The organism is Parabacteroides sp. CAG:2, assembly GCF_000436315.1.
GTDB lineage: Bacteria > Bacteroidota > Bacteroidia > Bacteroidales > Tannerellaceae > Parabacteroides > Parabacteroides distasonis.
In genome coordinates, this window is sequence record NZ_FR885274.1 from 70,205 (window position 1) to 96,254 (window position 26,050).

The window sequence follows — 26,050 nt, forward strand, 5'->3', positions numbered from 1 at the left end:
CGATAGGGAAAGAAGCGGTTAAGGTGATTACCTATAACGTGAATAATTTCAATACGGACGGAAAGAAACAGCTTCCTAATATAGCGGATTGGCTGAGAAAGGAGGACCCGGATATCGTTTGCCTCCAAGAATGCCCCGTTGAATCGGCCCTGCGGATGGATTCTGTCGCCAAGACCTTATCGTTCCTACCGTATTATTGCTCTACCCGTTCGGCTACGAAAGCGGCGGGCAACGCTATTTTCAGTAAATATCCGATCCTTCGTTTTGAGTCTATCCTATACCCGGAGTCTAGCAATAAATCCTTGTTTGCCGTCATGGATATCCAAGGGGATAGTGTTCGTGTATTTAATAACCATTTCCAAACGACTAGCGTGAATGCCGTAAAGCCTCGTCTTTACCAAGCCCATGCAGAGGGTAAACAATTGGAGGAAACCGAGGCCGCCTTCCATATGGCTTTTCAGATGAAGAAGAATTTCGTGAAACGGGCGACTCAGGCGGATTATATCCGTCAGATGTTGGATGCCGGGGAGGGGCCCGTGATTATTTGCGGTGATTTTAATGATACACCGGCCTCTTATACGTACCGTACCGTGAAAGGTGATTTAACGGATGGGTTCCGTGACTGCGGCTCTGGTTTCGGGTACACCTTTCGTCAATTAAAGCGTATATTTCGAATTGATTACATAATTTATTCTCCTGATTTTAAGGGTGTAACTTATGATTCTCCTAATTTAGACTACAGTGACCATAAGCCCGTCGTATGGTTAGGATATGTTAATTAACACACCCAAAAGGATAGTTTTAGAACCTTTTTCAACTCATGCTGTTTTAATAGTGACTTATATATAAGCACAAATAATAGTATAAACTGTTTTAAACGTTAAAATGAGATGAAAAAGATTTTTCCTTTTTTTCTGTTAGTTCTTCTGTTGGCTTCTTGCCAAAAGGACCCGGACATGTCGAAATTGGACAATGATTTTCTGGTGTTCACGAATCACGATAAGGACGCGAAATTCGAATCGTTCACTACGTTCTACATTCCGGATAGTGTATTGGTTATCGGCACAAGCGAGAAACCTCAGTTCTGGACAGCCAATGAAGCAGACGATATTATCACTACATTGGTGAATAATATGGAAAGCCGCGGTTTCAAACGCACGCTAGACAAAGATAACGCCGACTTAGGTCTGCAAGTTTCTTACGTACAAAGTACTCAATATTTCGCTGACTACAACGATGGCTACAACTACCCGTACTGGTGGTGGAACTATCCGGGATATTGGAGTCCGGGTTACTGGGGACCAGGTTGGGGAAATTGGTATTACCCGTATCCTGTAGTGTATAGCTATAGTGTAGGTTCCTTGTTGACAGAGTTAGTGGATTTGGATACTCCTGCCGCTTCTAAGGCAGACGCTAAACTTCCGGTTCTTTGGACTGCTTACATGAGTGGCTTGTTGTCTGGTTCCGATAAATTCGATACTCAGCTGGCTGTTCGTGCTATCGAGCAAGCATTTGTACAATCTCCGTACGTAAAGAAATAATAATTCGAATGATTAAAAGTTTGAGATTCTATGAAAAAGATAAATAAATCAATCAAGTTAATCGCTTTACTCGTAGTTTGTATGGCGATGCCTACTCTGGCTGGCGCCCAGGTTTTGAAAAACGCGTATTTCAATGTAGACTGGCAAATCAACTCTCCGTTCGGTCAAGACTTTTCTAAGAAGACCAGCGGTTGGGGTGCTCACGCTGAGGGTGGTTACTATGTGATTCCTAATTTCGCTATAGGTGCGTTCATCTCTTATCATACAAATAATGAGTATGTGGACCGCCAGACGATTCCGGTAAACTCAACATCCGTAATCACTTCCGATCAACAGCATTCTATCTTCCAGTTGCCTTTTGGTGCGGCTTTCCGTTATAACTTCGCTCCGGAAGGACAATTCCAACCGTATGTTGGCGCTCAGTTAGGTGCTAGCTATAGTGAGATGTCTACCTACATGAACGTGTTGAAGGTTTACGATCGTAACTGGGGATTCTATGTAGCTCCCGAGATCGGTATGACCGTGTACTTCACACCTCAGAAACAGATCGGCGTACATATGGCCGCTTATTATAACTACGCTACCAACAAGGGTGATGTCCTCAGCTATCATATCGATGGTTTGAATAACTGGGGTATCCGCTTAGGTCTAGCGTTCTGATAGACAACGTTTGTTCTTTTAAGTGTTTTATGTAGTTTAGGGAAACGGAGGGCAGTGAATGTCTTCCGTTTCTTGCTTTTATAAGATCTGTAGTTTCACCCCGAATGAAAGGCTTAAATAATCTTTTGGCTTCAAGTAGCTGTTGCCGATAGCATTTATTATATACAAATCGCAAGTGCTTAACTCATAGAAGAAGCTGATGGATTTATGCCAGCTACTATTTGGATTCAGTTTGAGTGTGATCCGCTCCCCGATAAAGATATGGTTACGGATGCGGGTGGAGAACCAATAATATCCCGGGGGATACTTATTCGGTTGCTTGGCCCAGAAATCCCGGTCAAATAGGAAATTTACGTAGATACCGCAACAAAGAGGCTCGAAAGATACTTTTTCTCCCAGATCGATATTCCAAGGAAAATAGTTTTGTTTCAAGGTGAAAGTCACGTTTGCGTGATCATTTGCGTTGCGGGGGACGATACCCAGCAACATATCCGTTTCCCAATGATTCCGGTAATAATTCCAACCGGTACCCACGGATAGCATCGCCATGGAACCTGCGAATTGTACTTTTGTATAGCGGGGGATGACCCGTTGCCATGCGTTCTCGTACCGTTGCACTCGTTTCGTGTATTTATCCTCTTGCGCATGGAGTGTAAGGGAAAAGACACAAGTTAAGAGGAGAAGCTTAAAAATTGACCACTTCATACATATAATCGTCAGGGGTTAAGGTAAAAAGAAGATAACTTCGTTTGGCGATATTGGCGCAACCGTAGTAGATAATGCCATCCTCAAACAAATCAGCTGCCGATACGCAATGATTATGTGCATGCAAGCAGAACATTAAAGATGGTAATGTCTTGATATAAAGTTGGAACACGTCTTTCACGTTATTGTCGAACTGTTCGTTCCCGGGAGGGGCGTGCATGACTACGATCGTGCGTTTATTACGGGTACTATCCGCTATCTCATTCTTTAGGAAATTAAAATCGGGTACCGGATGGGAATAATCATACTCGATAGCGTTCGTATTGAGGCATACGAATTTCACGTCGCTCACGACAAACGAGAAGTTCTCATTCCCAAAGATTTTACGAAATACTTGGTCGCCATTACCGATCACGTCGTGATTACCGATCAACCCTACGTAAGGCACTTTTAGTTTGGACAAGATATCATCGTTCCACTCGAATTCCTTCTTTAAGCCGAACTCCGTATAATCTCCTCCATGGATAATGAAATCGATGCTATCTAATTGATTAACGTACTTGACGAAATCTTCCGTCTCATTATAACTCCGCTGGGTATCGCCCATAAAAATAAAACGGATCGTGTCCTTCCCTTCGCAGACTTTCTCGATACGCTCGATATTGGTCGGGTTGATCTCCCGGGAAGTATCGGAATCCAGACGACCGTCATACGGATGATAGTCGATTAAGTCGCAAGCCGTGAGGAGTGTAGCGGCAGAAAGCCATATGTATTTCTTTAAAAACATAGCATCCTAACTTTTTTATATGCAAAGTTAGGATGCTATCAGTACCAAAAAAGGTCATTTCTGAGCTTATACTGGTCTAAAATGTATATTCTATAAAGCGAATACTTGCTTTATTTCCGTGAAGTCGGATAATACGATATCGGCAGTCTCATTTCCTTTATAAGCGCTCCAACCAATACTTTTTAGCCAGATTGTCTGGCATCCGATCCGGGTGGCGGGGACGATATCCTTATCATAGGAATCACCTACGACAACAATCTCGTCGGCGGGAAATCCCAGTTTATCCACTCCTAATCGGAAGATCGCCGGGTCCGGCTTACGGATACCTACGACCGCCGATTCCACGATAGCGCCGAATAAATGATCCAAACCGAAATCTTTCAACACGGATTCTATGTTCCCATAGAAGTTCGATACCAATACCAATGGGTAACGTTCCGCTAATTGCTCCAGAATGGGGCGGGCGCTATCGATTGCCTTCCGGGCGTATTCGTAACACCAATCCGCTAATTGTTCCGGTAACTCCGGGGTAACCGCCTCGGCGGATAAATGCCCGTTCTCTTTCAGCCATTGGATTTGTAAATCGCTTTTCAAGCGCAGCATATCCAGAAACGTATGATGAGGCTTCACGATCGGATTCTTTCCAAGCGTTCTTTCTCCATGTACATAAGCATCACGGAAAACCGCTTTGGATACGGGAACCTTCAAGGCCTCATACGCCATCCAGATCACCTCTGCCCAGTGCATGCCGTTACTGTCTATCGTTCCGCCGTAATCAAAGAGGATTCCTTTTACTTTGTCTAAATTGAACATAATCGAATGGGGTAAAAAACGTTATAACTGTTTGCTGAAATCTTCACAAATATGCTCATGCTTTTTGATCATATAGAGCAACATCGAGTTTAATACGGTCAGCTCGAATACGAAATACAGCCAAGGCATGTCGATGAAAAGGCTGACAAACAAAGCGATCACCCGGGTATTGAATGATAGCATATTCGTATATTTCATTAATGGCAGGCTCTGTGTTCGAAAAGCCTTACGGAACCATTCCGGCGCTTGTCCGTTGTATTTCTCACGGATGATGTTCATCATGTGTTGGAATTTAGGTGTCCATGCTTCTTGACCTACCGTATAATTAATGTAGAAGGTCTCGAACAATTTATAGATAAAGTCATGTTTCCAACTCATTTTCTTATAATTCTCCTTCAATTGGGGAGAGTGGGAGAGCTCGCTACCCGATTTACCTTTCAAGAACAACAAGTGAATATTGCGATAATAATCCGCCATGGCCGCTTGCTTGCTATGGAAGAATCCCGTCGTAGCCGCCAATAGCCAGATCCATATTCCCCATTCCGGCGTGAGGCGTAAGCAGATAGCTGCGTAGATAGCGATAAACCAGAAATCGCCGGCGGCACCGTCCAAAATACGTCCCAAGGCACTTTTCTGTCCGGTCATACGGGCCAATTGTCCGTCTGCGCTATCATACGAGTTTGCCCAGATTAACAGTAACATGCCGATCACGTTGATAGCGAGGCTCTGGAAATAGAAACAGATACCTGCCGTTATGCCGATAAAGATGCTGGCGATCGTGATACTATTGGGCGATACCCCCAATTTATTAAAGAACAAAGCCCATTGGTAGCCAATAGGACGATAGAAATGAATATCGATAAACTCCTCGGTGTCCAAAGATTTTAAGGTTGACTCCAGACTGGGAGTAGACTTAGTCTCACTCATGATTGATTTTGTTAAAACGATTTAGATGTGTTCTCGCATAAGATCCCAGATACGACGTGCGATGTTTGGAGCCGCTTCTTCCCGGCAAGGGGCGAAACTAGGCCAATCGTTGAAATCGATAATCCGCATGACACCATCCTCGGAGACAATGCAATCTCCCCCGTAAATATGTATGTTCAATACCTCCGCAGCCTTGTGGCAAAGCAGACGAAGCTGCGCTTCGTCGAAGGGGATCCCCTTCGCTGTACCATTGATAACTTCTAAACCAAATTTACTATGATGCATGTTCGATGGATAGAACCAATAAAAGAAATCGGTTCCAGCTACCCCGTAAAATTTCACCAAATCGCCTACCAGATGCTCATTGATTACCGCCGACGGGATACCACGGATAGCGTATTCCTTCAATATGCTTTTCGCCTCTTCCGGGTTTCTTACGTAGGTGACGTCTTCCCGGTGGATGGCGTGGAAATCTCCCCGTTTGATCCAGCAATTAAAGAAACCGGCTTTCTCAAGGGCTTCTGTCGGATCCTCATCTGTCCGTAAGATTAAACTTTCCGGATGGGAGATATGATTGGATAATAGGAGGCGGGTCATTTTCTCACGGGTACAATTCTCGATCCCGTAACCCGAGTTCACCACGAAATAATTTTTATCCTCTAGTTCTTGCAGCTTATGGATGGACTTCCAGTCTCTTACCATATTAAAGATACCCTTTTCCTTCGGGTCTTGTAGCAGCAGATCCGATTCGATATATTCGTTTACATCGCATCCCAATTTTCGTAAATGCTGGGCTGTCAAGGCGAAGATCGCCGCGTCGTTGCCGATATGATTGGGGGAGAATTGATTTCCTCTGCGGATACCTGCTAAAGTTAATTTACTCATTGTTAGACAGTATTCTTTATGACTTTAAAAATGATTCGGCTTTCAAAATGTCATCGGCGTGATCCACGTCGATGATCTTGCTGAAAGGATAGGCCTTTAGCCTCAACCCCTCGGCGATGAGCTGCCGTTGATAATTGCGCATTCTCGACATTCCCTGCGAGATGGCGTTGTTCAATACACCCAGAGCCGGACGCCTCAAGCAATAGATACCTCCCGATATGTAACGGCAATCACCGTCTGCCTGATCTAGGAAATTCCGGACGTAAAGTTCGTTGTCTGTTTCTACATATAAGGGTTTCTCGTCATCAATAAAATCGGTGACGGCCATCAATCCGTCCAGTTTATCCTCTTGGATGAACTGTTGGATATAGCCGCTGAACTCTTCTTCCTTGAAGATCGTGTCTACAGTAGTTAAACAAATCTTATCACCATCCAGATAATGACTCAGCTCGTAGAAGCTGTGCATAGAGCTGGGGGTGGATTTTACCAACAGGTAAAAGGGTATAGGTAGTCGCAGGGCCTTCAGGTAATCCTGTACCTCGGTCATCTCCTCGTTTACGATGATACTGATAGAGGTAGCGTTATTTTTCAAAAAAACGTCTATCAACCGGTCTATCAAAGCGACACCGTTGAGTCTAACCAGAGGCTTTGGCCACTTAACACCTTCTTGCGCCAAGCGGGAGCCTTCGCCGGCGGCAATGATCGCGTAATCCATAACTTTTATTAGTTCAAATAATAATTTCGCAAAGTTACGAGATTTCTGAGATAGTTTTAGGCTATATCGTTGATATAATTGGTCAAAATTTCTATAAATTAGGACTATTTGACTAGAACAACAAAGACGTTATAAAGAGCTTGAATGTTTTTTTGAAAATAATTATCGTTTTATAGTTGCTAATTCAAATAGAATGCTTTCCTTTGTGCCATGAACAAAAGATAGTTTGTATAGCTCTTTTATCTTTTAGCATTTATTCATCAGCGATGATAATACTTTCTTTTAGAGATTGACTTCACCAACCATCCTTGTTTTATTATTAATTTTTATTTTTTTATATCATTTTCGTATGAATATTTACATTGGAAACCTGAATTATCGGGTAAGAGAATCAGACTTACAACAGATTCTGGAAGAGTATGGTGTTGTAGACTCAGTTAAAATCATTGTTGACCGTGACACAAAACGTTCTAAGGGCTTCGCTTTCGCTGAGATGCCTAACGCTGCAGAGGCTCAAAAAGCTATCGAGGAGTTGAACCAAGCTGAGTACGAAGGTCGTCAGATGGTTGTTAAAGAAGCTATCCCTAGACGTTAAATTTTAGAAGAAAGAAATTTTTAAAATAAGACGAAAAAGCGGGGAAACGAGGTGAAAACTTCCGTTTCCCCGCTTTCTTTTTTCAGTGTATTTTGTTTATGTTCGCGAGAAATTTTAAGAGTGATGAAGAATATAGGTGTTAGGAGTCTCATTGTGGGTCTTTGCTTGATGGGATTGGGGAGTTGGTCTCCCTCGCTGAAGGCGCAGATCGCGGATCGTGTCTATAAGACGGATTATCATATCGACCCGGAGAAGGCCCGGGAGTTGTCCGTGGAGTTGGATAATATTAGCTTCTTCAAGGATAACGAGTATACGGGTAAATTTACCAAAGGGTATTCGTTGCCGGGGCTTTGGGTACAAGGCAAAGCGGTTTATTATCCCTTGCGGAATATCAAGTTGGAGGCGGGTGTCCATATGTTGATCTATCATGGGGCGAATAAATATCCGAGCATGGCTTATCAGGATATCGCTTATTGGAAGGGAGACCAATACCAAAAAGGGGTACATGTGTTGCCCTATTTCCGGGCGCAGATGGCCCTCTCGGATCATGTGAACATCGTGCTGGGAAATATTTACGGCGCTTCCAACCATAATTTGATAGAGCCTCTTTATAATCCGGAGTTGAATTTGACCTGCGATCCCGAGGCGGGCTTGCAGTTGTTGTATGACTCGAAGGCTTTCGACTTGGATGTGTGGGTGAACTGGCAGAGCTTTATTTTCCGGGAGGATGTGCATCAAGAGGCGTTTACCGTCGGGATCTCTTCGCGGGTAAAGTATAACGACCCGGCTTCCCGTTTCCATTTCTATACGCCGGTGCAAGGATTGGTGCAGCATAGGGGAGGCGAGATCGACACGATCTTCAACAATTCCGTGCAAACCTTGATGAATGGCGCGATCGGTGTCGGAGGTGTATGGAATACCGGACATCGTATTTTCAAGAACTTGAACGTGGAACTGGATGCTACCGGTTATTATCAGCAAGCGGGAGAGATATGGCCTTTTGACAGCGGATATGGCTTGTATGCCCGTGCTTCCGCCGATATCTATGATTTCCGGGTGAAAACGTCGTATTGGACCTGCAAGGATTTCATCTCTATGTTTGGTAGCCCGTTTTTCGGGGCGGCCTCGATGATTGATGAGGGGGTTACGTTCAACCGTCCGCAAATGATCTATCTGGGGGTGGAATATTCCCGGCAACTAACGAAGGGTTTCTCGATAGGGGTAGATGTGGACGTTTTTCATCATCTCTCCGGAGATATGAATGATGCGGATGGAGTAAAACAACCGATGGGAAGCGCCACGAGTTTTACGGCAGGGGTTTACATGCGTATCAATCCGTCTTTCTTGATTAAAAAATTCTGATCATTACCTTCATACATAAACACAGTAGTATTCGATTGTGAATACTACTGTGTTTTTCTATGAATACTATTGTGTTCAGCCGTGAATACAATAGTGTTTTTATTCAATTACTAAATCAATCTTTTTCAGTGTCTTATCGTCCGAGGAACCTCCATATAGGATTTGGTATTTACCCGGGCGAACCTCCATGGTCTGCGTATTGTCATTGAAGGATTGGAAAGCTTTCGGTTCCAATTGGATGCTAACCGGTTGTTCGCTGCCAGCCTTCACGTTCACACGTTTGAATGCTTTCATCGCTTTTAGCGGTCCGGAAGGATCGTTCGGGTTCTTGATGTAGATCTGAGCGACCTCGTCACCATCCATCTTGCCTGTATTGGCGATATCGAAGGAGAGGGTAACCGATTCGTTGGAAGCGATCTTATCCTTTGACAACTTAGCGTTCTTATAATCGAATGTTGTATAGCTCAAGCCATAACCGAACGGATAAAGCGGAGTCTGCGTCATGTAACGATAGGTACGGCTCTTCATGCTGTAATCTTGGAAGTCCGGAAGCTGGTCTACGGATTTATAGAACGTGATCGGCAAGCGTCCGGCCGGGTTATAGTCTCCGAATAAAACGTCGGCCACGGCTGTTCCACCTTCTTGTCCGCCATACCAAGCGTTCAAGATAGCGTTTACATGATCGTTCTCCCAGTTCAATGCCAATGCGCTACCCGTACATACCACGTATACTACAGGCTTTCCGGTGGCTACCAAGGCTTTGACCATTTCCTTCTGTACGGCCGGGATCTCGATATTCGTGCGGTCGCCTTTCCGGAAACCTTCAGCGTCTACCGGCATTTCCTCACCTTCCAGACGTGGAGAGATACCACCTACGAATACGATGACATCAGCGTCTTTAACCTTGCTGGCCGTAGCTTGGAAATCTACGGGTGTGCGTACGCCTACCGTAAAGTTCAGGTCAGCGCTACCCGTGCGTTGCATATATTCGATCTTTATGGGATATTTCTCACCTTTCTTAGCGTTTAGCGTATAGAGTTTTTCCGCTCCATATTCGTTTTCCCATACCTCGGCGACTTTAGCCGTATCGATATACAGGCGGAATGCGTCGTTTCCGGATAGTTTGAACTCGACAGGACCATCTATCGGAGACTCGAATTCACCCGTAAAGCGAGCCGTGAAATTCGTCAAGTTCACGTTCGGGGCGAATTGGGTGTTACCTCCGGTGGTATAATGAAGCTCTTTCGCTAATCCCTTGTAGGCGGGGGTACCCTCGAACTCGGTATTGTTGAAGAATTCGGAGGCGAAACCCTGTCCCGCTGTGGAAGATACGTGGCTACCTAGGTCTGTCACGACAAAATCGGCGGTATGGTTGCAACCCAGCTCGTAGATAACCTCTGCGTTCGGGACTTTATTGCGGATACCTTCCACGATCGTGACGGTCTTGGTCGGGAAGCCGTTGTAGTTGGCCCATAGCATAGTAGAGTCCGCCGCGTTAGGTCCGACTACGGCGATCTTCTTGATATTCTTGTCCAGAGGAAGCATATTATTCTTGTTCTTCAACAAAACGATACTTTTACGTGCCATATCCAGTGCCTTGGCGATATGCTCCGGGCTCTCGACTACGCTGTAAGGTATTTTAGAATAAGGAACCCGCTCGTCCGGATCGAACATACCTAGCTCGAAGCGGCCTTTCAGTAGGCGGCGTAAGGATACGTCCAGATCTTTCTCCGAGATCTTACCGTCGGCCAAGGCTTTGTTTAGCGCACGGTAGCTACCGCCACATTCTAGGTCGGTACCGTTCAATACGGCGTCGGCGGATGCGCTCTCAGCGTCCGGGTGCGTCTCATGACGAGGCGTATTCTTGTCTTTCCTCCAGAAATCATCGATAGCACCGCAATCGGACAGGATGATATTGTCGTATCCCCAACTGTTACGCAAGATATCGATCAATAATTTGTCGCTACTACAGCAAGGTTTACCCTCGAAACGGTTGTAGGCGCACATTACCTCTTGTACATCGCCTTCCTTAACTAATGCCTCGAAAGCTGGAAGATACGTCTCGTACAGATCACGAGGAGTAGCCTCTACGTCAAACTCATGACGGTTCCATTCCGGACCGCTGTGTACGGCGTAATGCTTGGCGCAAGCGTGTGTCTTGTAATAATTCGGATCATCACCTTGCAATCCACGGGTTACGGCTACACCCATCTTCTCGGTCAAGTAAGGGTCCTCTCCATAAGTTTCCATACCCCGTCCCCAGCGAGGGTCACGAAAGATATTGATATTCGGGGTCCAGAAAGTAAGACCTTTGTAACGGTCGTACTCCTTGTCCTTTTGGTATTGATGGTATTTGGCACGGGCCTCATCGCTGACCATCGTGAAGGTCTCGTGAACGGCGTTATCATCGAAGGTAGCCGCCATGGCGATCGCTTGCGGGAATACGGTCGCACGTCCGGCACGAGCCACGCCGTGAAGAGCCTCGTTCCACCAGTCGTAAGTCGGGATTCCCAAACGCTCGATGGCGGGGGTTACGTTCATCATTTGGCCGATTTTCTCCTCCGGTGTCAGTCGGGATAGTAAGTCGTCGATACGTTCCTCCAAGGGAAGATCCGGATTCCGGAAAGGGTAATCTTGTTGTTTTTCACTACAAGAGGCGGTGAGTAGGAGGGTGATCATCGCTACTGTCAGTTGTTTCATTTTCATGTTATTAAATTTTAGATATTGTTTATCTTACATTATTACTTATTGTAAACTATTTTAAGATAGATCGTTATCTTTGATATTGATGATGCAAAACTACGATTTTAGAAGCATTTTTTCAAACAGGAATACTTAAAATAGGTTACTTTCGTGGTTATTCATTTAAAAGCCCTATTTTTGCCATAACAGATTAAAACACGAAAGAATGATGAAGAAGTATCTATTTTTGTTACTAATAGGGGCCGCTAGCCTGACGGCCTGCGGAGACGATGACGATCCCGTTGTTCCGGAATTGAATAAGCTAACGAAAGTTTCTTGTTATAAAGACGGATCTTCAAGTCCGCTTTTTACCGCTGATATCAATTATACGAGCGATGGCAAGATCTCAAATATAAATTTGGGAGTGGATAAGTTATTGTTCATTTATTCGGATGGTAAATTCTCTGTCACAGGCATTCATTCCGGTGAGGTTATAGAGGAATATACGTTAAGCGGAAATGTAATTACAAGTAAGAAGATCTCTCAAGAGAATCCATACGCCAGCAACGAGATCTATGTAAGCGATGAATATTCCTATCGTTATTCAGGCTCGAATTGGGTGTTGACTTCTTGGAATGCCCGTTGGCCGAAAGAGCTTGGGACGGGATACGAGGAGAGAAGTTATCCGGAGTACGAGAAATATACATGGGAGAACGGCAACGTGGTTCTATATGCCCAGTCATTGGATAGCCGGGAGATGAGGTACGAGTATAGCGTGGCGGAGGCTCCTAAGAACTTCCCTCTGCGAGTGATCGGTTCTTTCTCGCCGGTTGGCTTTGAGTCTGTAACTCCTCTGAACTTGTTATATGGTATCCAGAACCGGAATCTTCCGATCCGTGCCTACACCTATACGATCCCTAACCAGAGCGAGGTGAAAGCTGAGTACAAATACACCTATACCACCGTGGGAGATTATATAACGGGTATGACTATCGATGAGAATGACGGAGGAACCGCAAGCTCTTATAAGTATACTTTCGAGTATAATTTCGCCGTGAAATAAGGAACCATGCCTTGTTTGGTTTAATTAACATACGCATATGCAGCATTTCCGCCCTAAAACGCATTTCTAATTTTATAGAATTAAAAGGTTGATTAGTTTAATTGATAAACTTAGAAAGGAAGTATTATGAACGGATTCTTTAATTTTAGGAAATTAGTTGTAGGTGTAATGGCGGCTACTTGTTTTATGGGATTTCAATCTTGCTTGGACGATGATGATGATTATCCTTACAGTAAAGTGTTGCCGAATGCGTTGGTGACGGTTAAGCCGGTCGATGATGGTTCATATTTTCTTCAATTGGATGATAGCACGACCTTGTTGCCTGTCAATATGACCTCTTCTCCCTTCGGGCAGAAGGAGGTGAGAGCGTTGGTGAATTTTGACGAGACGAACGAGTCTAGCGGAATTTACAGCAAGGCCGTAAATATTAATTGGATCGACAGTATCCTTACAAAACCAATCGCTCCGGATTTGGGGGTGACTAGCAACGATTCGATCTATGGCTCCGACCCTGTGGAGATCGTGAACGATTGGGTTACCATCGCCGAGGACGGATATCTGACACTCCGTTTCAGGACGATCTGGGGAGACCGCAATAAGGCTCATTTTGTAAACCTACTGACGGGCAAGGACCCGGAGAATCCTTATGAGGTAGAGTTCCGCCATAATGCTTATGGCGATGTATATGGTGCATATGCGGATGGACTGGTCGCTTTTAAATTGGATAGCCTTCCGGATACGAATGGTAAGACGGTTAAGTTGAAATTAAAATGGAAGTCATTCGATGGCGATAAGTCTGTGGAATTCAATTATTGTTCACGCAAGTCTACTCCGGCAAAAGCATCCATAGCTGCCGAGAGAAGCACCTTAAATTTGAAATAGGTCGGTTTGATCGTTTAAATAGATGGGGATTTGGCAGGGAGTGAATCTCCCTTGCTTTTTGAAAGTTCTTTCCTAGTGATAGGGAAGGACTTTTTTTATGGATAGAAACAAAAAAGGACTCTAAGAAGAGTCCTTTTTATTCGTGGGCAGTGATGGATTCGAACCACCGAAGGCGAAAGCCAGCTGAGTTACAGTCAGCCCCATTTGGCCACTCTGGTAACTGCCCATTCCAATATATTTTCTTGAGCCTCTTGTCGGATTCGAACCAACGACCCCGAGATTACAAATCACGTGCTCTGGCCAACTGAGCTAAAGAGGCATCTGTTATTCGTTTGCGGGTGCAAAGGTAGTAATAATATCTTACGATGCAATAGCTGGAGGTATTTTTTTTCAAAAGGGAACGAAAAAAGCCGTCCGGGAAAACTCCCGGGCGGCTCTTCTCTACACGTAACTTACATCAAATTAAATCAATATCTCTTACCAACGGTTTCCCAGTCGATAATCCCCCACAATGCGTTCAAATGATCCGCACGGCGGTTCTGGTAATCCAGATAGTAAGAATGCTCCCATACATCGAATCCCATGATCGGAGTCAATCCCTTAACGACCGGGTTACTACCGTTGGGTTCTTTGGTAATTGAAAGTTTGCCGTCTTTATCTTTAGCCAACCATACCCATCCTGAGCCGAACAAGCCTGTACCGGCAGCCACGAACTCTTTCTGGAAGTTCTCGAACGATCCCCACGTAGACTTGATAGCCTCGGCTAGCTTACCCGTAGGCTCGCCACCTCCGTTCGGGGAGAATTGGGTAAAATATAGATTGTGATTCAATACTTGGCCGGCATTGTTGAAAATGGCTCCGTCAGACTCACGAACGATCTGCTCCAGCGGAGCGTTCTCGAATTTCGTGCCCTCAATCAGCTTATTAAGGGTATTTACATAGTTCAATAAATGTTTTCCGTAATGGAAATCAATTGTTTGTTTGCTGATAACTGGTTCTAAACCGTCGTTTGCGTACGGTAACTGGATTAACTCGAATTTCATAACTTCTTCTTTTTTATCTGTTATTTGACTATTTGTGATCATTAATAATAAACTTAAACATAATGTAAGCATTGTCTTCTAGTTTTTTATGTTGATTTACTATATAAACAGAGCCGAGGGGATGAAAGTTCTGGGTTCGGTGATGATTTTTTAGTGAAAATATGTTTGCGGCTAAAGTTTTATAGGGAAAACTATGCGTTATATATCGCGAAAGTTTCTATTTTTGTGCGCTCTTAAGCTTTTATTAATTAGTAAAACATATTTGTAGATGGTAAAGAAAGTTGGGAATTTAATTCCAAACACCTTTTTTATTACAAAAGGAAGTGGCGAATCAGACTTGGAGAAACACGCTGGTTCTTACCACATGGCTCTTTATGACGCCGGTATCTCTGATTTCAATATCATGACGTATTCGTCAGTGATACCCGCTACGGCACATCTGGCAACCATGGATGAACTAGACCTTCCTCCATTTGGTTCGGAAATGAAAACGATCATGGCTGTATCCCATGGATATCAGGATGAGTTCGTGTCTGCTGGTGTGGTTTACGCATGGATGTATAAGGATGAGAACTTTGATGAGAAGGTTGGTGGCCTTGTGTGTGAGGTCAGCGGACGTTACCGTATCGAGGAGCTTGAGTCTCGTCTGATCCGTGTTATCAACGATCTTCATCAGAAGACGTATGGGAAGTATTATCTTGGAGAGCTTAACTTTATCACCGAGGGAATCACGATCGAGAAACGCTATGGAACGGCGTTGGCCGCCCTTTGCTTTGTGGATTTCCTTCAACCGGAGATCGAGGAATAAGTCGTGTTGAGTATTTTTTGTGATATTTATAGAGCCGGTTCCTTTCAAGAGCCGGCTTTTTTGTTAACTTTGAGCAACAAAAAACATATAAATATTGTTTTCGTGATATGAAAAAGATAATTAATCCGTGGGAAGGGCTGGACGGTTATATGTGTTTCGGTTGCGCTCCAAACAATCCGCTGGGGCTGCATATGGAGTTTTTTGAGGATGGTGACGATATCGTGGCGTTCTGGAAGCCTCAAGGTACTTACCAAGGATGGCTGCGTACGTTGCACGGAGGTATACAGACTACGCTGATGGACGAGTTGGCCGGCTGGGTGGTCTTGCGGAAGTTGCAGACCTCCGGGGTGACTTCACGCCTCGACGCCAAGTTTATGAAGAGTATCTCTACGGACGAGCCCCAGCTGACGATACGGGGACGGATGACAGACCGGAAACGGAACGCCATCTTCATAGAGACCGAGATCTATAACTCGGCGAATGAGTTGTGTACCCGTGCCGAGATGGTTTATTTCATCACCCCGCAAGAACGTGCGATGGAGGAGTTTGGTTTTTGTGGGTGTAAGACTGAGGATGAACATTAGTATAAATAAAAAGAAAAGTTAGGTTATTATGAAGTATGTTGGGGCTCACGTGAGTGCGGTCGGTGGGGTTGAGAATGCCCCCGTTAATGCCCATGAGATCGGTGCGAAGGCTTTTGCCCTTTTCACCCGGAATCAGAGGCAATGGAAGTCGCAGCCGTTGAAGGCGGACAGTATTCATTTATTTAAGGAGCGGTGTGAAGCGTACGGTTACGATCCGGGATGTATCTTGCCGCACGATAGCTATTTAATCAATCTGGGGAACCCGGACGCCGAGGGATTGCAGAAATCCCGTGACGCTTTTCTGGACGAGATGACACGCTGCGAGCAACTGGGACTGAAAATGCTGAATTTCCATCCCGGAAGCCATTTGGGGAAGATGGAGGTGGATACCTGCCTGTCTCGCATCGCCGAGTCGATCAATATCACGTTGGCTCAGACGAGTGGCGTATGTGCCGTGATAGAGAATACGGCGGGGCAAGGCTCGAACTTGGGATATACCTTCGAGCAGATCGCCTATATTATAAACGAGGTAGAGGATAAGAGCCGGGTGGGAGTATGCCTCGATACGGCGCACACGCTTGCCGCCGGTTACGATATAAAGACACCGGAAGGATTTGCCGAGACATTCCGTCATTTCGACGAGGTGGTCGGCTTTTCTTATTTAAGGGGTATGCACTTGAACGATTCTAAAAAGGAGCTGGGATCACGTGTGGACCGGCACGAGAGTATCGGTAAAGGCTTGATGGGCCTTGATACCTTCCGCATGATCATGGCGGACCCCCGTTTCGACAATATGCCCTTAATCCTAGAGACCCCGGACGAGGCGCTTTGGCCGGAGGAGATACAGCTTCTATATAAACAATTAAAATCTTGATTATATGTTCATTTTAATGCCTGTCATTTTTGTCTTAGGAATCCTCGCTATTGCCTTGGAGGATAAGATCAAAATAAATAAAGCGGCCATAGCGTTGTTCATGGCTATCTCTATGTGGATGATATTGATGTTCGATGCCTACAATATTTTCGTCGAACGCTCTAATACGATCTTTCAAGAGTTCTTGACCCAGAACCCGGAGATGGCCAGCTTGCCCCCGCATGAGCAATTTATTAATTTTATATCGAACCGTGCGATTGTTTATCATTTAGGAAACGTCTCCGAGACGCTTTTCTTCGTGATGTGTTCCATGTTGATCGTGGATATCGTGGATAAGCATGGTGGTTTTAGGGCCGTGACCGGGTATATCCGTACGCCGAATAAACGTAAGCTGTTGTGGTATATAAGTTTCGCTACTTTTTTCTTCTCCGCCTTGTTGGATAACTTGGCAGCCGCTATCGTGATCATGGCGGTGTTGCGTAAGCTGGTACCGGATCGTACGGATCGTTTGAAATATGCCTGTATGGTGATTATAGCGGCGAACGCCGGTGGCTCATGGTCGCCGATTGGTGATGTGACGACCATCTTGCTTTGGGTCGGAAAGAATATCTCGGCGATGCACCAGATCTCTCACGTATTTATCCCTGCTTTGGTTAATATGTTGGTGCCGTTGACGATCGCCCATTTCTGGTTGTTCAAGAAAGGATCTACCTTGCGTGTGTTGAGCGAGGAGGAGCAAGGTGACGAGTACATACCAGAGATACCGAACCGCTCACGTCGGATGATCTTTGTGATCGGCGTGCTTTCCTTGGCGTTGGTGCCTGTCTTCCAGATGGTGACGAACTTGCCGCCGTTCTTGGGCGTCTTGCTGGGATTGGTGATCCTTTGGTTCTATACGGATTTGATGTATAGCAAGCTGCACATGCATGAGTCCCAGAAACTCCGTATTTCCCAATTGTTGCCGAATATCGATTTGGCTACGATCTTCTTTTTCTTGGGGATCTTGATGGCCGTGGGAGCATTGGAGACTTCCGGGCAGCTAGGGATCATGTCCGCTTTCTTGGATAAGCATGTGCATGAGCCGTATCTGATCAGCTTCGTGATCGGCGCCTTGTCCTCCTGCGTGGATAACGTAGCCTTGGTAGCTGCTACGATGGGTATGTACCCGATCGTGGAGCAGGTGGCCGACTTATCGCCTTACGCCCAGTTCTTCGTATCGGACGGTGGTTTCTGGACCTTCTTGGCCTATTGCGCCGTGACGGGTGGTAGCATCTTGATCATCGGATCGGCTACGGGCGTTACGGTAATGGGATTGGAGAAGATCGATTTTATGTATTATACGAAACGGTTCTCTATCTTGGCGTTGATCGGCTATTGTTGCGGCGCCGGTGTATATATGCTTTTATTTGCTTAAAACTTTATTTATATGAAGAAGAGTTGGATTTTATTAACCGCTTGCGCCGCCCTGTTATCCGGGGTGGAGGCTATCGCCTGTACCGGTTTGCTGGTGGGCAAGAAGGCTTCGACAGACGGTTCGGTAATGATTAGTTATGCGGCGGACTCGCATTCCCTGTATGGGGAGATGTATCGTTGGCCCGCCGCTACATGGCCGAAGGGCGCCATGTTGGAAGTGAAGGAATGGGATACGGGGAAACCGCTGGGCAAGATCGCCCAAGTGGAGAAGACCTATTCCGTAGTGGGTAACATGAACGAGCATCAGGTGGCTATCACGGAGAGTACGTTCGGCGGACGCCATGAATTGGTGGATACGACGGGTATCATGGATTACGGTAGCTTGATCTACATCGCTTTGCAACGTTCCAAGTCGGCCCGTGAGGCGATCAAGGTCATGACGGACTTAGTAAAGGAATATGGCTATTACAGCAGTGGCGAGACGTTCTCTATCGCCGATAAGAACGAGGCTTGGGTGATGGAGATGATCGGTAAGGGACCGGGTAACAAAGGTGCCGTTTGGGTAGCGATCCGCATCCCGGACGATTGTATCTCGGCGCATGCCAACCAGTCCCGTATCCAGCAGATACCGTTTGACGATAAGGAGAATTGCATGTACTCGCCGGATGTGGTTTCTTTCGCCCGTGAGAAAGGATATTTCAAGGGAAAGGACGCTGATTTCAGTTTCGCCAAGGCTTATTGCCCGTATGATTTCAGCGCCTTGCGTGGATGCGAGGCTCGTGTATGGTCTTTCTTCCGTAAATATGATACCACGATGGATCAGTATACGGATTTTATCAAGGGTGATCCTTCCAAGGAGCCGATGCCTCTGTATGTGAAGCCGAATCGTAAGCTTTCCGTTCAAGACGTACAGAATGGCATGCGCGACCATTACGAGGGAACGGATCTGGATATGACGAAAGATGCCGGTGCCGGCTCGTATAAGGTTCCTTACCGCTGGCGGCCGATGACGTTCGAGGTAGACGGGCAGGAATATACGAATGAACGTGCCATAGCGACGCAACAAACGGGCTTCGTGATTGTTCCACAAATGCGTAACTGGTTGCCGGATGCTATCGGTGGTATCTTGTGGTTTGCCGTGGACGACGCTGATATGGCGGTCTTCACTCCTGTATATGCGTCGGTAACGGATGTTCCGGAGTGCTATCGGGTGGGAAACGGCGATTTGCTGAACTTCTCTTGGACTTCCGCTTTCTGGATTCATAACTGGGTGGCTAATATGGCTTACCACAAATATAGCTTCATGATTAAGGATATCCGTAAGGTACAGCAAGAGTTGGAGAATGGTTATCAAGAGACCGTACCGGCTATCGATAAGGCGGCTCAGGAGTTGTATGCCAAGGACCCGGCGGAGGCTGTCAAGTTCTTGACGTGGTATAGCACGACTAATTCAGACTCCGCTACCGCCCGCTGGAAGCAATTGGGTGAGTATTTGCTGGTAAAATACATTGATGGAAACGTGAAGAAAGAGGTGAACGGACAGTTCAAGCGTAATCCGTACGGCCAGCCTGCGTCTCCCGATTTTCCCGGATATGACGAGGACTATTACCGTAGCATCGTGAAGAGTGCCGGCGATCGACTGAAAGTAAAATAAATACCAATAATAATCTAATGTTGAACTAAACGAAAGAAAGCGTATGAAAAAGTTTGTAATGATGCTGATGTTAGCAGTCTTTAGTCTGGGAGCTTATGCGCAGACGCAGCAAGGACAATCTGCCGTGGGATTTAACATCGGTTATGGATTCGATTCGAAGAATGCCACGTTAGGAGTTGATTACCGCTATTGTATCACGGATGCGGTACGTTTGAGCCCCTCTCTTACTTATTTCGTAAAGAATGATAATCACAGCACTTGGGCGATCGACTTGAATGCTCATTATGTAGTGAAGTTAAGTGAGATGTTCGGTTTTTATCCATTAGCGGGGCTTAGTCTGTCCTTTTGGAATTGGGATGCGGGCCATGGCCTTTCTCATAACGAGACTCGTCTGGGAGCCAATATCGGTTTAGGCGGTGAGGTTTATGCTACCGACAATCTTTCGATAGGATTGGAGGTGAAGTATAATATCATCAAGGATTTCGATCAGGCCATGCTGGGTGTTCGCGTAGGATATAGTTTCTGATCCCAATATAGTCACAGCCCCACGGCAGTACTGCCGTGGGGTTACACCAGTACTGCTTCCGGCTCTCGCCGATACTGGTGTAGCCCATTGCCGGTACAGGCGTTTCCTTTATTCCTTCATTCCTTCACCGGCTCCTACACACACACACACACGCACGTATACGCATACGCGTATTATTAATGTACGCATACATGTGTGTGGGTGTGTGTAAAGGGGTAGGTGAAGGAATGAAGGAAATAATCATTTCCTTTTTCTCGATTGCTTACCATCTCAAATAATCCTCGAACGTGACTTTCTCGAAATTGGGGATTACCTCATATACTTTATCTCTTAAAGATTCCGCCGGATTCGTCGTACTTAACCCGATGACACGCATCCCTGCGTCCTTCCCGGACTGTATGCCGTTGAAAGAATCCTCGAATACGATACAATCCTCGGGAGATACGTTCAAGTCTTTCGCCGCCAATAGATAACACATCGGATCGGGCTTACCTTGCGTGATGCGGTCGGCGGTCACTAGGGTATCGAATAGATTGTCCAGATGTAGAAGCCCGAAAGCCCGTTTCACCTTCGCGTTATCCGAGCTGGTAACCAAGCCTATCTGTACGCCGTGCTCCTTCAGCATACGGATGAACTCGATGGAGCCGGGCATGGGAGGCAAGGGCATCGTCTTCTCATACTCCGTGGATTCTTTGGTCACCATTTGGCGGAACTCCTCCGTATATCCGGAAAAATACTTCTCCAGAATATACGGTAGGGTCGTACCCTTTATAATATCAGCGAAATTATCGATACCTAAGCCATAACGTTTAGCGGCATCGTTCCAGAATAAATCGTAAATAGGTTCCGTATCTACTACTACGCCGTCAAAATCGAACAAGGCGGTCTTTGGTTGTTTCATATAAATAATCATTTAATATTTATATCGCGAAGATACGTCTATTTTTTATGAAATCAATTATCTTTGTGGACGCACACATAGCTTGATTATATATATATTAAAAATAAATAAGACATGAAGACACTAGTAATTTGTACCGCCATGAGCGCTATGATCCTTTGCGCCTGCGGTGGAAAAAACACGCAAAGCACGGAAGAGACAGCTAAGGTAGTACCGATGGCCGTAATTACACCGGCGATCAATCAATTGACCGACCAAGAGAAAGCCGAGGGTTGGGCGCTCCTTTTTGACGGTAAGACAACGAAAGGTTGGCGTGGAGCGCACAAAGACGCTTTCCCGGATCACGGATGGATGGTGAAAGACGGCGAATTGATCGTGCAGAAATCCGATGGTAGCGAGTCTACGAACGGAGGCGATATCGTTACGGAGGATGAATATTCCGCCTTTGAGTTCAGTGTGGATTTTAAGATCACCGAAGGGGCCAACAGCGGTATTAAATACTTCGTGACCGAGCAAGAGAAGCAAAAAGGCTCCGCTTACGGCTTGGAGTTCCAGCTATTGGATGACGCTAAGCACCCGGATGCCAAGCTTTACACGACTTTCCCCGGTAGTCGTACCCTTGGAAGCTTGTATGATCTGAAGAAAAGCGAGAACATCCATTTCAACGGCGTAGGAGAGTGGAATACGGCCGTGGTGAAGGTATTCCCGAACAACCACGTAGAGCACTGGCTGAATGGTGTGAAGGTATTGGAGTACGAGCGTGGCAGCAAGGAGTTCCGTGATTTGGTGAAGGGCAGTAAATACGCTGATCCATCTTATAATGCGGGTGGTGCTTTCGGCGAGGCTCCGAAAGGACACATCCTTTTGCAGGATCATGGGGATGAGGTAGCGTTCCGCAATATCAAGGTGAAGGAGTTGAAATGATCGCCTCGTGACTAATTTTTCGTAACAAAAGGGTGCCGATTTAAAAAAAGTTGTTACTTTGCGGCGAATTTAGACTACTAACTTTAAAAGATAACAGACAAATACCATGATTTGGAACGAAACTATTGAATGTATGGACCGTGAGGAAATGCGGAAACTACAGAGCCTACGGTTGAAAAGAGTTGTTGAACATGCTTACCATAACTCCCCGTTTTATCGCAAGAAAATGCAGGAGATGGGCATTGCTCCCGACGATATACAGACAATAGATGATATAACGAAATTACCGTTCACGGTAAAACAAGACTTGCGTGATAACTATCCTTTCGGCTTGATGGCCGTGCCGATGTCCGAGATCGTCCGTCTGCATGCCTCTTCCGGTACGACAGGTAAGCCTATCGTCGTGGGATATACCCGTAAGGACTTGGGTATTTGGGCCGAGGTGGTGGCTCGTTGCCTGACCGCCTATGGTTTGACAAAGAACGATTCCGTGCAAGTATCCTATGGTTACGGAATGTTTACCGGAGGCTTGGGTGCCCATGCCGGAGTGGAGAATATCGGTGGTACGGTGATCCCGATGAGTAGCGGTAATACCCAAAAACAAATCCAGTTGATGCACGACTTCGGTGCGAAGGGTTTGGCTTGTACGCCCTCGTACGCCTTGTATCTGGCGGAGACCATCCACCAGTCCGGTATTCCCTTGGAGGAATTCCAGCTACGTGTCGGAGCGTTCGGTGCCGAGCCTTGGACGGAGAATATGCGTAAGGAATTAGAGACAAAACTAAATATCAAAGCTTACGATATCTATGGCTTGACGGAAATCTGCGGGCCGGGCGTTGGAGGCGAGTGTGAGTGCCAGAACGGTACCCACCTGTGGGAAGACCATTTCTTCCCGGAGATCGTGGACCCGAATACCTTACAACCGGTGGAACCGGGACAAGTAGGAGAGTTGGTCTTCACCACGCTTACGAAGGAGGGTATGCCGATGCTTCGTTACCGTACACGTGATTTGACCTCGCTGACTTACGAGAAGTGCGCCTGTGGACGTACGGCGGTTCGTATGGGACGTATTTTAGGTAGAAGTGACGATATGTTGATTATTCGTGGCGTAAATGTTTTCCCGTCTCAGGTAGAATCCGTAATTTTGGAGCTGCCGGAGTTTGAGGCGCATTACCTGATCGTGGTGGATCGTATGAACAATACCGATACCTTCCAGATACAGGTGGAGGTTCGCCAAGAATACTACTCGGACGAGATGAACAAGATGATCGCCTTGAAAAAGAAGATCGCCGCCCGCATGCAGAGCGTGATCGGTTTGCAACCGGACATCAAGATCGTGGAGCCGCGTAGTATCGAACGTAGTATGGGTAAGGCAAAACACGTGATCGATAAACGTAAGTTAGTATAACCTCTAAAAGATTAAGTACTATGTTAATAAAACAATTATCAATCTTTCTGGAAAACAAGAAAGGCCGTTTTACGGAAGTCGCCAAGATATTAGGGGAGGCAGGGGTCAATATGTCCGCTTTCACGGTAGCCGAGAATTCCGATTTCGGTATCCTTCGCCTAATCGTATCCGATACGGAGAAAGCGATATCCGTGCTTCGTGAAAAGTTATACGCTGTAAGCGTGGCCGACGTGGTATGCTTGCATTGTCCCAACCAGCCGGGAGCCTTGGCAAAGGCGATGGATATCATTACCTCGGCCGGGATCTTCATTGAATATATGTACGCTTTTTCTCAAGGCGACGCTGCTAACGTGATCATCCGTCCGGACGATGTCAATAAGTGCGCGGAGGTTTTGAAAGCGAATAAATTGGAATTGATCGCTGCTAGCGATTTATATAAGTTGTAAATATTAACGTTTTGGGTTTCATTTATTCGCCTAAAAGCACTAATTTTGCACGCTAAAAGTATGTGAATGAAAAAGGTTGTATTTTTACTGATGATGATGACAGTACTATTATCCTCTTGTGGAGAGTATAATAAGATACTGAAGAGCACGGATTACGAATTGAAATATTCGTACGCGAAGAAATACTTCAACGCGAAGCAATACTCGAAATCCGCTACTCTGCTGGATGAACTGGTTACAATCTTTAAAGGAACAGCTTATGCCGAGGAGTCCTTGTACTTGTTGGCGCAAAGCTATTACGGTCAGAAAGATTATCAGACGGCTTCGCAATACTTCGAGACCTATTATACGACCTATCCGAAAGGGGAGTTTACGGAATTATCCCGTTTCTATTCCGGTTATGGTTTGTATCTGGACTCTCCGGATCCCCGGTTAGACCAGTCGCAGACGTATAAGGCGATCGAGCAGTTGCAACTTTATTTGGAGTATTATCCGCAAAGTGAACGGGCCGAGGAAGCGCAGAACATCATGTTCGAGCTTCAGGAGAAGTTGGCTTACAAGGAATTGATGGCCACCCGCTTGTATTTCAATCTAGGTACCTATATGGGGAATAACTTCCAGTCTTGCGTGATCACGGCGCAGAACGCCTTGAAGAATTACCCGTATTCCAAGTATCGTGAGGAATTCATGTTCCTTATCATCCGTGCGAAGTACGAGTTGGCGCTAGTATCCGTAGAGGAGAAGTTGCAGGGCCGTTACCGGGATGTGGTTGACGAGTATTACAACTACATGAACGAGTATCCGGAAGGTAACTACGTAAAGCAGGTAACGAAGTTCTACGACTATGCCAGCAAGCGAATTACAGATGCATATTAAGCGAATTTAATCAATAAAACGAAAATGGATTACAGAAAATCAAACGCTCCTACCAATACGGTAACCCGTGACATGATGAAGTTAAGTGAAGAAACGGGTAACGTATATGAGACAGTCGCTATCATTTCAAAACGGGCGAATCAGATTAGTGTTGAGATGAAACAAGATCTGGAAAAGAAACTTCAAGAGTTCGCTTCTTACAATGACAACTTGGAGGAAGTCTTTGAAAACCGTGAGCAGATCGAGATTTCACGCTACTATGAGAAACTTCCGAAATCAACGTTGATCGCCGCTCAAGAGTACGAGGATGGCAAGGTTTATTACAAGAATCCTGCTAAAGAGAAGAATAACTTCTAAGAAGAAATATTTTTGAACATCGGAAAGGCTGACCCTCAAATGAGTCGGCCTTTCCATTTAAAACGAACTAATTACCATGTTACAAAGAATACAAACTGTTTACCTGCTAATTATCGTGGCGCTTACGGTCGCTACCTTATTCTTGCCGTTGGCCGTGTTGCAACAAGGAGACGCTCTCTTTTCGTTCGATGCTAGCGGGTTGAGCACGATGATCGGTGAGCCGGAATTACTATACCCGGCATGGGGCTTATTTGCCTTGACTGCTATCATCGCTATCATTGCCTTAGTGACGATCTTCTTATATAAGAAAAGAATCCTGCAAATCCGTCTTTGCGTGTTCAACGCATTGCTGATATTGGGCTTTTATGGTTTCTTTGCCTTCTTGATCTATTCCTTGAAGGGGGATATGGAAGGTGCCAGCGTAAGTGTTAAGATCGCTCTTTCCTTCCCGTTGGTCAATCTGATCTTGGATTATCTGGCGATCCGTAATATCGGGGCCGATGAGGCGCTGGTACGTTCTTTGGATCGTTTGCGTTAAGGCTTTCCAGATAAATCATTGGGTATAAGATATTAGGTAAGGGACTCTTTTTGTCAAGGGCCCCTTATTTTATGTCCGGAA

At 45.7% G+C, this 26,050-nt stretch carries 28 protein-coding genes and 2 tRNA genes; 19 read left to right on the top strand and 11 right to left on the bottom strand.

Annotated features, from left to right (window positions below; genetic code table 11):
- The 3 genes from QVP94_RS05215 to QVP94_RS05225 all read left to right on the top strand — a co-directional run.
- Positions 1 to 782 (top strand): endonuclease/exonuclease/phosphatase family protein (locus QVP94_RS05215; protein ID WP_288213178.1); only part of this gene is annotated, 782 nt, incomplete at its 5' end.
- Between the two features lie 108 nt (positions 783 to 890).
- Complete coding sequence (locus tag QVP94_RS05220; protein WP_005856702.1) at positions 891 to 1,541, top strand: DUF4136 domain-containing protein; 651 nt, start codon at positions 891 to 893, stop codon at positions 1,539 to 1,541.
- 30 nt (positions 1,542 to 1,571) lie between these two features.
- Positions 1,572 to 2,201 (top strand): outer membrane beta-barrel protein, encoded by a 630-nt coding sequence (locus tag QVP94_RS05225; RefSeq protein ID WP_005856704.1) that lies wholly within the window; start codon positions 1,572 to 1,574, stop codon positions 2,199 to 2,201.
- Positions 2,202 to 2,279: 78 nt separating this feature from the next.
- On the opposite strand, the gene QVP94_RS05230 is transcribed toward QVP94_RS05225, so the two are convergent.
- The 6 genes from QVP94_RS05230 to QVP94_RS05255 form a co-directional block, all read right to left on the bottom strand.
- Positions 2,280 to 2,906, bottom strand: a complete 627-nt coding sequence (locus QVP94_RS05230) for a hypothetical protein (protein ID WP_005856706.1) — start codon at positions 2,904 to 2,906, stop codon at positions 2,280 to 2,282.
- A complete protein-coding gene (locus QVP94_RS05235; protein ID WP_005856708.1) occupies positions 2,887 to 3,693 on the bottom strand; it encodes a metallophosphoesterase family protein in 807 nt (268 codons plus the stop codon). Before QVP94_RS05235 ends, QVP94_RS05230 begins: the two co-directional genes overlap by 20 nt.
- Before the next feature lie 90 nt (positions 3,694 to 3,783).
- Positions 3,784 to 4,506, bottom strand: a complete 723-nt coding sequence (locus tag QVP94_RS05240; protein ID WP_009275990.1) for an HAD family hydrolase — start codon at positions 4,504 to 4,506, stop codon at positions 3,784 to 3,786.
- Between the two features lie 21 nt (positions 4,507 to 4,527).
- Positions 4,528 to 5,433 carry a CDP-alcohol phosphatidyltransferase family protein gene (locus tag QVP94_RS05245; RefSeq protein ID WP_022192122.1) on the bottom strand — a complete coding sequence of 302 codons (906 nt, stop codon included), beginning with the start codon at positions 5,431 to 5,433 and terminating at the stop codon, positions 4,528 to 4,530.
- A gap of 21 nt (positions 5,434 to 5,454) precedes the next feature.
- Entirely contained in the window at positions 5,455 to 6,318 is an 864-nt protein-coding gene (locus tag QVP94_RS05250; RefSeq protein WP_022192123.1) for an ATP-grasp domain-containing protein, read from the bottom strand.
- A 16-nt stretch (positions 6,319 to 6,334) separates the two neighbouring features.
- Positions 6,335 to 7,033, bottom strand: coding sequence for a nucleotidyltransferase family protein (locus QVP94_RS05255; protein WP_022192124.1), 699 nt, complete (start codon positions 7,031 to 7,033; stop codon positions 6,335 to 6,337).
- Positions 7,034 to 7,382: 349 nt separating this feature from the next.
- Here QVP94_RS05255 and rbp point away from each other — a divergent pair, with 349 nt between their 5' ends.
- Positions 7,383 to 7,628 carry an RNA-binding regulator gene (gene rbp / locus QVP94_RS05260; protein WP_005856718.1) on the top strand — a complete coding sequence of 82 codons (246 nt, stop codon included), beginning with the start codon at positions 7,383 to 7,385 and terminating at the stop codon, positions 7,626 to 7,628.
- 123 nt (positions 7,629 to 7,751) lie between these two features.
- Positions 7,752 to 8,990, top strand: coding sequence for an LpxZ family protein (gene lpxZ / locus QVP94_RS05265; RefSeq protein WP_022192125.1), 1,239 nt, complete (start codon positions 7,752 to 7,754; stop codon positions 8,988 to 8,990).
- Between the two features lie 99 nt (positions 8,991 to 9,089).
- On the opposite strand, the gene xyl3A is transcribed toward lpxZ, so the two are convergent.
- Complete coding sequence (xyl3A, locus tag QVP94_RS05270; RefSeq protein ID WP_022192126.1) at positions 9,090 to 11,696, bottom strand: xylan 1,4-beta-xylosidase; 2,607 nt, start codon at positions 11,694 to 11,696, stop codon at positions 9,090 to 9,092.
- Between the two features lie 205 nt (positions 11,697 to 11,901).
- Between xyl3A and QVP94_RS05275 the strand changes: the two genes are divergently transcribed.
- Both QVP94_RS05275 and QVP94_RS05280 read left to right on the top strand, forming a co-directional pair.
- Positions 11,902 to 12,735 (top strand): DUF5032 domain-containing protein, encoded by an 834-nt coding sequence (locus QVP94_RS05275; RefSeq protein ID WP_036617977.1) that lies wholly within the window; start codon positions 11,902 to 11,904, stop codon positions 12,733 to 12,735.
- Between the two features lie 126 nt (positions 12,736 to 12,861).
- A complete protein-coding gene (locus QVP94_RS05280) occupies positions 12,862 to 13,617 on the top strand; it encodes a NigD1/NigD2 family lipoprotein (RefSeq protein WP_022192128.1) in 756 nt (251 codons plus the stop codon).
- A 143-nt stretch (positions 13,618 to 13,760) separates the two neighbouring features.
- Here the strand turns inward: QVP94_RS05280 and QVP94_RS05285 are convergent.
- From QVP94_RS05285 to QVP94_RS05295, 3 genes are all read right to left on the bottom strand, one after another.
- Positions 13,761 to 13,843: transfer RNA gene (locus QVP94_RS05285), tRNA-Tyr, on the bottom strand.
- Positions 13,844 to 13,862: 19 nt separating this feature from the next.
- Positions 13,863 to 13,936: transfer RNA gene (locus tag QVP94_RS05290), tRNA-Thr, on the bottom strand.
- A gap of 148 nt (positions 13,937 to 14,084) precedes the next feature.
- Positions 14,085 to 14,732: a superoxide dismutase gene (locus tag QVP94_RS05295; protein ID WP_005862137.1), complete on the bottom strand. Its 648-nt coding sequence runs from the start codon at positions 14,730 to 14,732 to the stop codon at positions 14,085 to 14,087.
- A 196-nt stretch (positions 14,733 to 14,928) separates the two neighbouring features.
- Between QVP94_RS05295 and QVP94_RS05300 the strand changes: the two genes are divergently transcribed.
- The 6 genes from QVP94_RS05300 to QVP94_RS05325 all read left to right on the top strand — a co-directional run bounded on the left by QVP94_RS05300 (position 14,929) and on the right by QVP94_RS05325 (position 20,519).
- Positions 14,929 to 15,468, top strand: a complete 540-nt coding sequence (locus QVP94_RS05300) for a pyruvoyl-dependent arginine decarboxylase (RefSeq protein ID WP_005856730.1) — start codon at positions 14,929 to 14,931, stop codon at positions 15,466 to 15,468.
- 107 nt (positions 15,469 to 15,575) lie between these two features.
- On the top strand, positions 15,576 to 16,052 hold the full coding sequence (locus QVP94_RS05305; RefSeq protein ID WP_005856732.1) for a PaaI family thioesterase: 477 nt from the start codon (positions 15,576 to 15,578) through the stop codon (positions 16,050 to 16,052).
- 28 nt (positions 16,053 to 16,080) lie between these two features.
- Positions 16,081 to 16,926 carry a deoxyribonuclease IV gene (gene nfo, locus QVP94_RS05310; protein ID WP_022192129.1) on the top strand — a complete coding sequence of 282 codons (846 nt, stop codon included), beginning with the start codon at positions 16,081 to 16,083 and terminating at the stop codon, positions 16,924 to 16,926.
- Between the two features lie 4 nt (positions 16,927 to 16,930).
- The gene (nhaD, locus tag QVP94_RS05315) at positions 16,931 to 18,340 is read left to right on the top strand and encodes a sodium:proton antiporter NhaD (RefSeq protein WP_022192130.1); all 1,410 of its coding nucleotides are present in this window, start codon (positions 16,931 to 16,933) and stop codon (positions 18,338 to 18,340) included.
- Between the two features lie 12 nt (positions 18,341 to 18,352).
- Positions 18,353 to 19,993 (top strand): dipeptidase, encoded by a 1,641-nt coding sequence (locus QVP94_RS05320; protein ID WP_022192131.1) that lies wholly within the window; start codon positions 18,353 to 18,355, stop codon positions 19,991 to 19,993.
- Between the two features lie 43 nt (positions 19,994 to 20,036).
- Entirely contained in the window at positions 20,037 to 20,519 is a 483-nt protein-coding gene (locus QVP94_RS05325; RefSeq protein ID WP_008772096.1) for a porin family protein, read from the top strand.
- A gap of 262 nt (positions 20,520 to 20,781) precedes the next feature.
- Here the strand turns inward: QVP94_RS05325 and QVP94_RS05330 are convergent, their stop codons facing one another.
- Positions 20,782 to 21,420 carry an HAD family hydrolase gene (locus QVP94_RS05330; protein WP_022192132.1) on the bottom strand — a complete coding sequence of 213 codons (639 nt, stop codon included), beginning with the start codon at positions 21,418 to 21,420 and terminating at the stop codon, positions 20,782 to 20,784.
- Between the two features lie 114 nt (positions 21,421 to 21,534).
- On the opposite strand from QVP94_RS05330, the gene QVP94_RS05335 reads away from it, so the two are divergent.
- From QVP94_RS05335 to QVP94_RS05360, 6 genes are all read left to right on the top strand, one after another.
- Complete coding sequence (locus QVP94_RS05335) at positions 21,535 to 22,344, top strand: 3-keto-disaccharide hydrolase (RefSeq protein ID WP_022192133.1); 810 nt, start codon at positions 21,535 to 21,537, stop codon at positions 22,342 to 22,344.
- 106 nt (positions 22,345 to 22,450) lie between these two features.
- Complete coding sequence (locus tag QVP94_RS05340) at positions 22,451 to 23,752, top strand: phenylacetate--CoA ligase family protein (protein WP_005856746.1); 1,302 nt, start codon at positions 22,451 to 22,453, stop codon at positions 23,750 to 23,752.
- A 20-nt stretch (positions 23,753 to 23,772) separates the two neighbouring features.
- Positions 23,773 to 24,198: an ACT domain-containing protein gene (locus QVP94_RS05345; RefSeq protein WP_005856748.1), complete on the top strand. Its 426-nt coding sequence runs from the start codon at positions 23,773 to 23,775 to the stop codon at positions 24,196 to 24,198.
- 66 nt (positions 24,199 to 24,264) lie between these two features.
- A complete protein-coding gene (locus tag QVP94_RS05350) occupies positions 24,265 to 25,074 on the top strand; it encodes an outer membrane protein assembly factor BamD (RefSeq protein ID WP_005856750.1) in 810 nt (269 codons plus the stop codon).
- A gap of 24 nt (positions 25,075 to 25,098) precedes the next feature.
- Positions 25,099 to 25,431: a DNA-directed RNA polymerase subunit omega gene (locus QVP94_RS05355; protein ID WP_005856752.1), complete on the top strand. Its 333-nt coding sequence runs from the start codon at positions 25,099 to 25,101 to the stop codon at positions 25,429 to 25,431.
- A gap of 76 nt (positions 25,432 to 25,507) precedes the next feature.
- On the top strand, positions 25,508 to 25,969 hold the full coding sequence (locus QVP94_RS05360) for a DUF4293 domain-containing protein (RefSeq protein ID WP_005862150.1): 462 nt from the start codon (positions 25,508 to 25,510) through the stop codon (positions 25,967 to 25,969).
- The last annotated feature ends 81 nt before the right edge of the window (positions 25,970 to 26,050 follow it).